Annotated in this window: 7 protein-coding genes; 2 read left to right on the forward strand and 5 right to left on the reverse strand. The window is 72.7% G+C overall.

All coding sequences use genetic code 11. The features are described from left to right. Nucleotides 1-90: 90 nt before the first annotated feature. The 5 genes from AB0C20_RS33040 to AB0C20_RS33060 form a co-directional block, all read right to left on the reverse strand. Nucleotides 91-933, reverse strand: a complete 843-nt coding sequence (locus AB0C20_RS33040) for a hypothetical protein (RefSeq protein WP_357182688.1) — start codon at nucleotides 931-933, stop codon at nucleotides 91-93. A gap of 171 nt (nucleotides 934-1,104) precedes the next feature. Further along, nucleotides 1,105-3,165, reverse strand: coding sequence for a 3-hydroxyacyl-CoA dehydrogenase NAD-binding domain-containing protein (locus tag AB0C20_RS33045; RefSeq protein WP_357182686.1), 2,061 nt, complete (start codon nucleotides 3,163-3,165; stop codon nucleotides 1,105-1,107). Next, the gene (locus AB0C20_RS33050; RefSeq protein ID WP_357569471.1) at nucleotides 3,162-4,358 is read right to left on the reverse strand and encodes a thiolase family protein; all 1,197 of its coding nucleotides are present in this window, start codon (nucleotides 4,356-4,358) and stop codon (nucleotides 3,162-3,164) included. Before AB0C20_RS33050 ends, AB0C20_RS33045 begins: the two co-directional genes overlap by 4 nt. Nucleotides 4,359-4,518: 160 nt before the next feature. Then, nucleotides 4,519-5,847 (reverse strand): ribonuclease D, encoded by a 1,329-nt coding sequence (locus AB0C20_RS33055; RefSeq protein WP_357569472.1) that lies wholly within the window; start codon nucleotides 5,845-5,847, stop codon nucleotides 4,519-4,521. Between the two features lie 193 nt (nucleotides 5,848-6,040). Next, nucleotides 6,041-6,613, reverse strand: coding sequence for a DUF3000 domain-containing protein (locus AB0C20_RS33060; protein ID WP_091400652.1), 573 nt, complete (start codon nucleotides 6,611-6,613; stop codon nucleotides 6,041-6,043). A gap of 137 nt (nucleotides 6,614-6,750) precedes the next feature. Here AB0C20_RS33060 and hemE point away from each other — a divergent pair, with 137 nt between their 5' ends. Then, nucleotides 6,751-7,848: a uroporphyrinogen decarboxylase gene (hemE, locus tag AB0C20_RS33065; RefSeq protein WP_357182678.1), complete on the forward strand. Its 1,098-nt coding sequence runs from the start codon at nucleotides 6,751-6,753 to the stop codon at nucleotides 7,846-7,848. A gap of 6 nt (nucleotides 7,849-7,854) precedes the next feature. Next, the coding region (hemG, locus tag AB0C20_RS33070; RefSeq protein WP_357569474.1) for a protoporphyrinogen oxidase at nucleotides 7,855-8,772 on the forward strand (918 nt) is incomplete at its 3' end.

Genomic DNA, 8,772 nt, shown 5'->3' on the forward strand with positions numbered 1-8,772 from the left:
ACCAGCCCTGCGGACCCGCCGTCCCACTACCCTCACCGGCCCCCCACCCCCCCGCCGAGCCCCCCCCCCCCGGCCCCGGTCGCGTACGGATCAGGACTGCTGCTCGACCTGGCCCCGGATCGTGGCGAACTCGGTCTTCGCCTGGTCGGCGGACTTGAAGTACATCACCACCATGCCCAGGCTGCCCCGGTCGGCCCAGACGCAGATGCCCAGCGGGACGGTATCGGCCTTGCCGTCGCCGCAGCGCGCCTCGCCGCCGAGCGGGCCAGCGTCGACAGCCGTCATCGCGTCGACCGTCAGCTGCTTGGACAGGCCGTCCACATAGGCGTCGAGCTCCTTCTTCGGGTCCGACAGGAGCGCGGACACACCCGCGATCATGACGAGGTCCTGCTTGGTCGGGTCGCCGTAGAAGGCGGCGACAGTGCTCGTCTCGTTCTGCGCCGCCGACTTCATCCCACTGACCGCCTGCTCGGCGGCCGCCTGGAGCTGCGGGTCGGTGAGCTTCGGCCGGTCGGCGAGGGTGGCCGGCGCGACCACCCGGGTCTTACTGGCGTCCACCACGGCGCCCACGTCGTCCTTGACGACGAGCCAGGTGATCGCCGCGCCGCCGAGGCAGAGCACCAGCACCACGGCCAACACGATCAGCACGATCTTGCCGACGTTCGACTTCTTCGCCGGGGGAGGGCCACCGGCCATGTTCGGGTCGCCGTAGGGCGGGAAGCCCGGCTGCGCGGGCGGGAAACCAGGCTGCGCGGGCGGGAAACCAGGCTGCGCGGGCGGGAAGCCCGGCTGCGCGGGTGGGAAACCACCGGGGTGCTGCGGCTGTCCCTGCTGCTGCGGCGGCGGCCAGCCGCCAGGCTGCTGGCCCGGCTGCTGCGACGGGTCGGGGGAATCGTGCGGCGGGCCGTAGGGATTGGCCGGCGGCTGGGACATCAGTCAGCTCCAAGATGGGGGTGCAAAGCGCGTGATCCTAACCCGGCGCGGCGCCCGCCGTTGTCCCGGCGGAAAGCCGCAACCCGCGATCGTCTGATCACAAACGGTCGCGGTGGCCGATCCGTCCACCAGGGACGGTCCGACCACCGCGACTGTGGTGCTGCTATCTCCTCAGGCCGGCAGGCTCGCCGCGCCGGGCGGTAGGAACCGCTGGCCGGCGACCCGCTCGGAGGTGCCGGTCCGGTCCAGGTACGGCGTGACGCCGCCCAGGTGGAACGGCCAGCCAGCGCCCAGGATCATGCACAGGTCGATGTCCTGCGCCTCGGCGACCACACCCTCGTCCAGCATCAGCCGGATCTCCTGCGCGAGCGCGTCGAGGGCGTTCTGGCGTACCTGCTCGGCGGTCAGCGGCTGGTCACCGACCACGAGCAGCTTGGCGACCTCTTCGTTGATCTGGTCGTCGACCACGAGCGGCTGACCCGAGTCGGCGATCCGCTTGAGGTTCTCACTGACCCCGAACCGGTCCGGGTACGCGTCGTGCAGGGTGCCGCCCACGTGGTAGGCGACGGCCGGCCCGACCAACTGGAGCAGGGCGAGCGGACGCATCGGCAGGCCCAGCGGGTCCAGGGCGCTGTTCGCCACGTCCAGCGGAGTGCCCGCGTCGACGGCGGCGAAGACGGTGCCCAGGAAGCGGGTGAGCAGCCGGTTCACCACGAATGCCGGAGCGTCCTTGACCAGCACGCTCGACTTCTTGAGCTGCTTGCCCACGGCGAACGCGGTCGCCAGGGTGACGTCGTCGGTGCGCTCGCCCCGGACGATCTCCAGCAGCGGCAGCACTGCCACCGGGTTGAAGAAGTGGAAGCCGACCACCCGCTCCGGGTGCTCCAACTCGGCGGCCATCTCGGTGATCGATAGCGAGCTGGTATTGGTGGCGAGCACCGCCTCCGGAGAGACGATCTTCTCCAACTCGGCCCAGACCTGCTTCTTGACGCCCAGGTCCTCGAAGACCGCCTCGATGACGAAGTCCGCGTCGGCGAAGGCGCTCTTGTCGACAGTGCCGCTGACCAGGCCGTACAGCTTGGCGGCGGTGTTCTTGTCCATCCGGCCCTTGATGACGGCCTTCTCGATCTGGGTGTGCACGTAGCCGACGCCCTTGTCGACCCGGGACTGGTCGAGGTCGGTCATCACCACAGGCACCTGGAGGCGGCGGGCGAACAGCAGCGCCAGCTGGCTGGCCATCAGACCCGCGCCGACGATGCCGACCTTGGTGATCGTGCGGGCCAGGCCCTTGTCCGGTGCGCCGGCCGGGCGCTTGGCCCGCCGCTGCACCAGGTCGAACGCGTACAGGCCGCTGCGCAGTTCCTCGGAGAAGACCAGGTCCGCGAGGGCCTCGTCCTCGGCGGCGGTGCCGGCGGCGAAGTCGCCGTCCTTCGCCGTCTCCAGCAGGTCGAGCGCCTTGTACGCGGCCGGGACCGCGCCGTGCAGCCGCTGGTTCAGCGTCTCCCTGGCGAAGTAGAGCACGCCCGCCCACATGTCCTTGTCGACCTCGGGCCGGGTCACTGTGACCTGACCCCGGACCACGCCGGCAGCCCACTCCAGGGACCGCTCCAGGAAGTCCGCCGGTTCCAACAGGATGTCCGCGATGCCCAGCTCGGCCGCCTGCTTCGGCTTGAGCATCTTGTTCTGCATCAGCGGGTTCTGGATGATCACCTGGGTCGCGGCGGGGATGCCGATCAGGTTCGGCAGCAACTGGGTGCCGCCCCAGCCGGGCACCAGGCCGAGGGAGACCTCGGGTAGCGCGAGGGCCGCCGCGCCGCCGGAGAGCGTCCGGTAGTGGCAGTGCAGCGCCAGCTCCAGGCCACCGCCCATCGCCGCGCCGTTGACGAACGCGAACGTGGGGACGGTGCTGTCCTTGAGCCGGGCGAAGACCCGGTGGCCGAGCCGCCCGATCTCCAGCGCCTGCGCGCGGTCGGCGAGCTGCGGCAGCCCCACGATGTCCGCGCCCACGCAGAAGATGTACGGCTTGCCGGTGACCGCGATGAACGCCGGGTCGGCGGCGAGCGCGGCGGTGATCGCCTCGTCCAGGCTGGCCAGCCCACCCGGGCCGAAAGTGTTCGGCTTGGTGTGGTCGAAGCCGTTGTCCAGCGTGATCAGGGCGGCGGGCCGGTCCAGCCCCGGCACGTTCACCTTGCGCAGCAGCGCCCGGGTGACGACCTCGTTCGGTGCCTTCACTTGTTGCCACCCTCCCAGTGCGGGTTCTCCCAGATGACAGTGCCGCCCATGCCGATGCCGATGCACATCGCCGTGAGGCCGTACCGGACCTCGGGGTGCTCGGCGAACTGGCGGGCCAGCTGCGTCATCAGCCGCACGCCGGAGGAGGCCAGCGGGTGACCGATGGCGATCGCGCCGCCCCACGGGTTGACCCGCGCGTCGTCGTCGGCGATGCCGAAGTGGTCGAGGAAGGCGAGCACCTGCACGGCGAACGCCTCGTTCAGCTCGAACAGCCCGATGTCGTCGATGCTGAGCCCGGCGAGGCGCAGCGCCTTCTCCGTCGACGGGATCGGGCCGACGCCCATCACCTCCGGCTCGACTCCGACGAACCCGAACGACACCAGCCGCATGGCGACCGGCAGGCCCAGCTCGCGAGCGGTGGCCTCGTCGGCCAGCAGACTCGCTGTGGCGCCGTCGTTCAGGCCGGCCGCGTTGCCCGCGGTGACCTTGCCGTGCGGGCGGAACGGGGTCTTCAGGGTGGCCAGCTTCTCCAGCGAGGTGTCCCGCGGGGCCTCGTCCACGGTGGCCAGACCCCAACCGCCCTCCGCGTCGCGGATCGACATCGGCACCAGGTCGTCCTGGAGCTTGCCGTTGGCGTAAGCCTTGGCGGTCTTCTGCTGCGAGGCGAGCGCGAACGCGTCGGTGCGTGCCTTGGTGATGTGCGGGACCAGGTCGTGCAGGTTCTCCGCTGTGGAGCCCATCACCAGCGCGGACGGGTCGACCAGCTTCTCCGCGACGATGCGCGGGTTGGGGTCGACGCCCTCACCCATCGGGTGGCGGCCCATGTGCTCGACGCCACCGGCGATGGCGATGTCGTACGCGCCCATGGCGATGCCGCTGGCCACCGTGGTGACCGCGGTCATCGCCCCCGCGCACATCCGGTCGATGGCGAAGCCGGGGACGGTCTTGGGCAGCCCGGCCAGCAGGGCGGCGGTGCGGCCGATGGTGAGGCCCTGGTCGCCGATCTGGGTGGTGGCCGCGATGGCGACCTCCTCGACCCGCTCCGGGGGCAGCTGCGGGTTGCGACGCAGCAGTTCCCGGATGCAGCGGATCACCAGGTCGTCGGCGCGGGTGTTGGCGTACATGCCACCCGCCTTGCCGAACGGGGTACGGACGCCGTCGACGAAGACGACGTCGCGAACTTCACGGGGCACTTGAGCCTCCTATTCGACCGTGATTCGGCAGTCGCGCCGGGCGGCACGTCGGTCCGAACAAGGGTCGCCGACACGGGCACATTTCCCTCGGATGCTACTCGCCAGTAACCAACCCCGCCCCCACCCCCGCCTGTGGCCCACCCCACACCCGGGGGTCGGGTCAGGCGGCCGAGGCCGCCGGTGCCAGGGCTTCGGTCAGGTCGGGGATGAGGAGCCCGATCTGCCACTCGCGGGCGTTGAGGCCGCGCAGGGTCTCCGCTACCGACTCCTCGGAGATCTCCTCCGGCGGGGTCCAGGCCAGCCGGCGGACCGAGTCCGGAGTGATCAGGTTCTCCGGCGGAAGATTGTGCTCGCCGGCGATGCGGATCACGACCTCCCGGCAGCGAGCCAGCCGGCCGGCCGCCACCGGGTCCCGCTCGGCCCATCGGTGCGGCGGGGGCGGGCCCTCCACGGCCGGCGAGACCGGCAGGGAATCCTCCGGCAGCTGCCGGGCGTCGTCGAGCGCGGCGAGCCAGGTGCGGGCCAGTCGACGGACCGACCGACCACCGAAGCCGGGCAGCGTCAGCAGGGTCTTCTCGTCCTTCGGGTCCAGCTCGGCCGCGGCGATGATCGCCGAGTCGGGCAGCACCCGACCGGGAGCGGCGTCCCGCCGGGAAGCGATCTGGTCCCGGGCGTACCACATCGAGCGGACCCGGGCCTGGGCCCGCGCCCCCCGCAGCCGGTGGATGCCCGAGGTGCGCCGCCACGGCTCCGCCCGAACCCGGGGCGGGCGTGCCCCGGTACGGACCAGCGCGGCGAACTCCTCAGCGGCCCAGGCCGACTTGCCCTGCCGGGTCAACTCGGCGTCCAGCGCGTCGCGCAGGTCGGTGAGCAGTTCCACGTCGAGGGCGGCGTACGTCAACCACGACTCGGGCAGCGGTCGGCTCGACCAGTCGGCCGCCGAGTGGTGCTTCTCCAGGGTGAACCCGAGCAGCTGCTCGGTGAGCGCGGCAAGCCCGACGCGTTCGAAGCCGGCCAGCCGAGCCGCCAGCTCGGTGTCGAACAGTCGGCGTGGACGCAACCCCACCTCGGCCAGGCAGGGCAGATCCTGGCTGGCGGCGTGCAGGACCCACTCGGCCTCACCGATCACCGCGTCCAGCGCGCTGAGGTCGGGCAGGGGCAACGGGTCGATCAGCGCCGTGCCCGCACCGGCCCGGCGCAGTTGCACCAGGTATGCGCGCTGGCTGTAGCGGTAGCCGGAAGCCCGTTCGGCGTCCAGGGCGACCGGGCCGGTGCCCGCCGCGAAGCGGGCCACGACCTCGGCAAGCTCGGCCGGGGCGGCCACCGGATCGGGGGTGCCGTCACGCGGGGCGATCAGCGGAACGGGCCCACCGTCGGCCGGGTCGGCCCCCTCGCCCGCCGGCTGCGGCTGGGCCGACGGCGGGTGCTGGGGTGCGTTTCCCGGGAGTTCTTCGGTGGGCCGACGGCGCAGGGGTGGTTCGTCGGTCACCTGCCAACCCTAGTGCGCGCGGAGATCCGGCGTGTGCAGCCGGTCCGGCGTGTGTCGATCAGGTGTCGGCCGGATGTCCTGGGGCTCCCGCTCCCACCCCGTCGATCATGGACTTGTGGTGCCCCACAAATGCCGCACGGAGCCGCATCTCGCCCACCACAACCCCATGATCGACGCAGACGGGGGGTGGGGGTCAGGCTGCGCCGGCGGGGCGGCGGTCGGAGAGGGCTGTGACGCCGGGTGGGGGAAGGCCGGCGGTGGAGGCGAGCAACGCGCACCAGCCGAGCAGGTGTGGGGTCAGGTCGTCGTCGATCGGCGTCCAGGACGCGCGGATCTCGATGTCACCGATGGTCGGTGGCCCGGCGAGATCGCCGAACCGGGTCGACATGGTCTGCGTCACCGTCCCGCCGATCGCCCGGTGGCCGGCGTCCTGGGCGTCCAACGCGTCGGTCAGCCACGTCCAGCCGACCCCGGGCAGCAGCGGGTCGGCGGCCAGATCGACCTCCAACTCGGCGGTCACGTAGGTGACCAGCCGCAGGGTGCCCTGCCACGCCTCGTGCCCGACCGGGTTGTGCAGCAGGATCAGTCGGCCGGTCGCCACCTCGTCGTCGTCGCGCAGCACCGTCGCGGCGAGCGCGAACGCGTACGGGGCCAGCCGCTGGGGGGCGCCGACCTCCTCCAGGGTGATCTCCGGCCGCGGGGCGGCCGACCGCAGCCCGGCGACCGCGCGGGCGAACGTCTCCGGGAGCGCGATCGGGGGGGCCATGTCGGCAGCCTATGCCGCCGTCCGTTGCCCGCTTCGACGGCGCGCCGACGCTCATGACGGGCACCGGGCGTAAGGAACGGTGCCCTTCCTCTCACCCCCACCCGCTTGGGGGTGGCGGGCGTGGCACGATTGCGGCGATGACCACGGACACCACGGGCACTGTCGCCCGAGACGGAGATTCCCGCCCCGGCGGACCGGCCGACTCGCCCTTCATCCGGGCCTGCCGACGTCGGCCCGTTCCGCACACCCCGGTCTGGTTCATGCGCCAGGCCGGCCGCTCCCTCCCGGAGTACCGGGAGATCCGGGCGAGCGTGCCGATGCTGGAGTCCTGCCGGCGCCCGGATCTGGTCACCGAGATCACCCTCCAGCCGGTGCGCCGACACGGCGTGGACGCGGCGATCCTGTTCAGCGACATCGTGGTGCCCGTCGCCGCGGCCGGGATCGACCTGGACATCGTGCCGGGCACCGGCCCGGTGGTGGCCGAGCCGATCCGCACCGCCGCCGACGTGGAGCGGATCCGCCTGATCACCCGCGACGACGTCTCGTACGTCGACGAGGCCGTCCGGCAGTTGGTGGTCGAGCTTGGCGACACCCCGCTGATCGGCTTCGCCGGCGCGCCGTTCACGCTGGCCAGCTACCTGGTCGAGGGCGGGCCGTCGCGCACCCACGCGAAGACCAAGGCCCTGATGTACGGCGATCCCGAGCTGTGGCACGCGCTGTGCGCCCGGCTGGCCGAGGTGACGTTGGCCTTCCTGCGCGTGCAGATCGAGGCCGGCGTGTCCGCCGTGCAGCTGTTCGACTCGTGGGCCGGCGCGCTCTCCGAGGCCGACTACCGCCGTTTCGTGTTGCCGCACTCGACCACCGTGCTGAGCGGGCTGTCGCACGCCGGGGTGCCCCGGATCCACTTCGGGGTGGGCACCGCCGAGCTGCTCGGTGCGATGGGCGAGGCCGGGGCCGACGTGGTCGGCGTCGACTGGCGTACGCCGCTGGACGTGGCCACCGGCCGGATCGGCGCCGACAAGGCGGTGCAGGGAAACCTGGACCCGTGCGTGCTGCTCGCGCCGTGGCCGGTCGTGGAGGCCGAGGTGCGCCGCATCCTGGAGCAGGGCCGGGCGGCCCCCGGGCACGTGTTCAACCTCGGCCACGGGGTGATGCCGGAGACCGACCCGGAGGTGTTGACCCGGGTGGTCGCGCTGGTGCACGAGCTGTCCAGCCGCCGGGCCGACCAGGGCTGACCGGGAATGCGGCAGCCCTGGCGGGTGGCGGTGGTCGGCGGCGGGGTCGCCGGTCTGGCCGCCGCGGTCCGCCTGCGCGACAGGGCACCGGCCGGCACCGAGATCACCGTGTACGAGCAGTCCGGCGTGCTGGGCGGGAAGCTGCGCACCGGGGAGCTTGCTGGTCAGCCGGTGGAGTTCGGCGCGGAGTCGTTCCTGATGCGCGACCCGACCGGCTCCGAGAGTGCGGCGGTGGCGTTCGCCCGCAGGCTCGGGCTGGCCGAGAAGATCGTGCACCCCACCGTCGGGCAGGCCGCGCTGGTCATCGACGGAGGGCTGCGCCCCATCCCGGGCGGCACCCTGGTGGGCGTACCCGGGGATCTGGATCGGGTGGCCACTGTCGCCCGCCCAGCCGCGGACGCCGACACCGACGGCGGTCGGCCGCTGGTCGGGCCGGACGCTGACGTCTCGGTGGGCGCGCTGGTCCGGTCCCGCTTCGGCGACGAGGTGGTCGAGCGGCTGGTCGACCCGATGCTGGGCGGCGTGTACGCGGGCCGCGCCGACGATCTTTCCCTGGTCACGACGATGCCGGCGCTGGCCCGCGCCGCCCGGGTGGAGCACACCCTGGTCGGCGCGGTCCGGGCCGCGCAGGCCGCCGCGCCGCGTGCGCCCGGCGCCCCGGTCTTCGGCACCCTCGCCGGTGGGCTGAGCACCCTGGTCGAGGCGGCGGTGACGGCCAGCGGTGCGACGGTACGGCGGGACGCCGCGGTGCGCGAGCTGACAGCGACCGACACGGGTTGGCGGCTCACTGTCGGCCCGACGCGCGACCCCGAACTGGTCGACGTGGACGCCGTGGTGCTGGCGGTGCCGGCCCGACCGGCGGCGCGGCTGCTCGAGGTCGACGACCTGCGGGTGGAGTTCCGCACCCGGGACGGCGTCGCAAAG

The sequence above is a fragment of the Micromonospora sp. NPDC048843 genome, from assembly GCF_040649965.1.
Taxonomy (GTDB): domain Bacteria; phylum Actinomycetota; class Actinomycetes; order Mycobacteriales; family Micromonosporaceae; genus Micromonospora; species Micromonospora hortensis.

Excerpts from the sequence above, each read along its gene's own strand:
- AB0C20_RS33060 (WP_091400652.1), bottom strand. The coding sequence starts at position 6,613 with ATGGCCCCCCCGATCGCGCTCCCGGAGACGTTCGCCCGCGCGGTCGCC.
- AB0C20_RS33040 (WP_357182688.1), bottom strand. The coding sequence starts at position 933 with ATGTCCCAGCCGCCGGCCAATCCCTACGGCCCGCCGCACGATTCCCCC.
- hemE (WP_357182678.1), top strand. The coding sequence starts at position 6,751 with ATGACCACGGACACCACGGGCACTGTCGCCCGAGACGGAGATTCCCGC.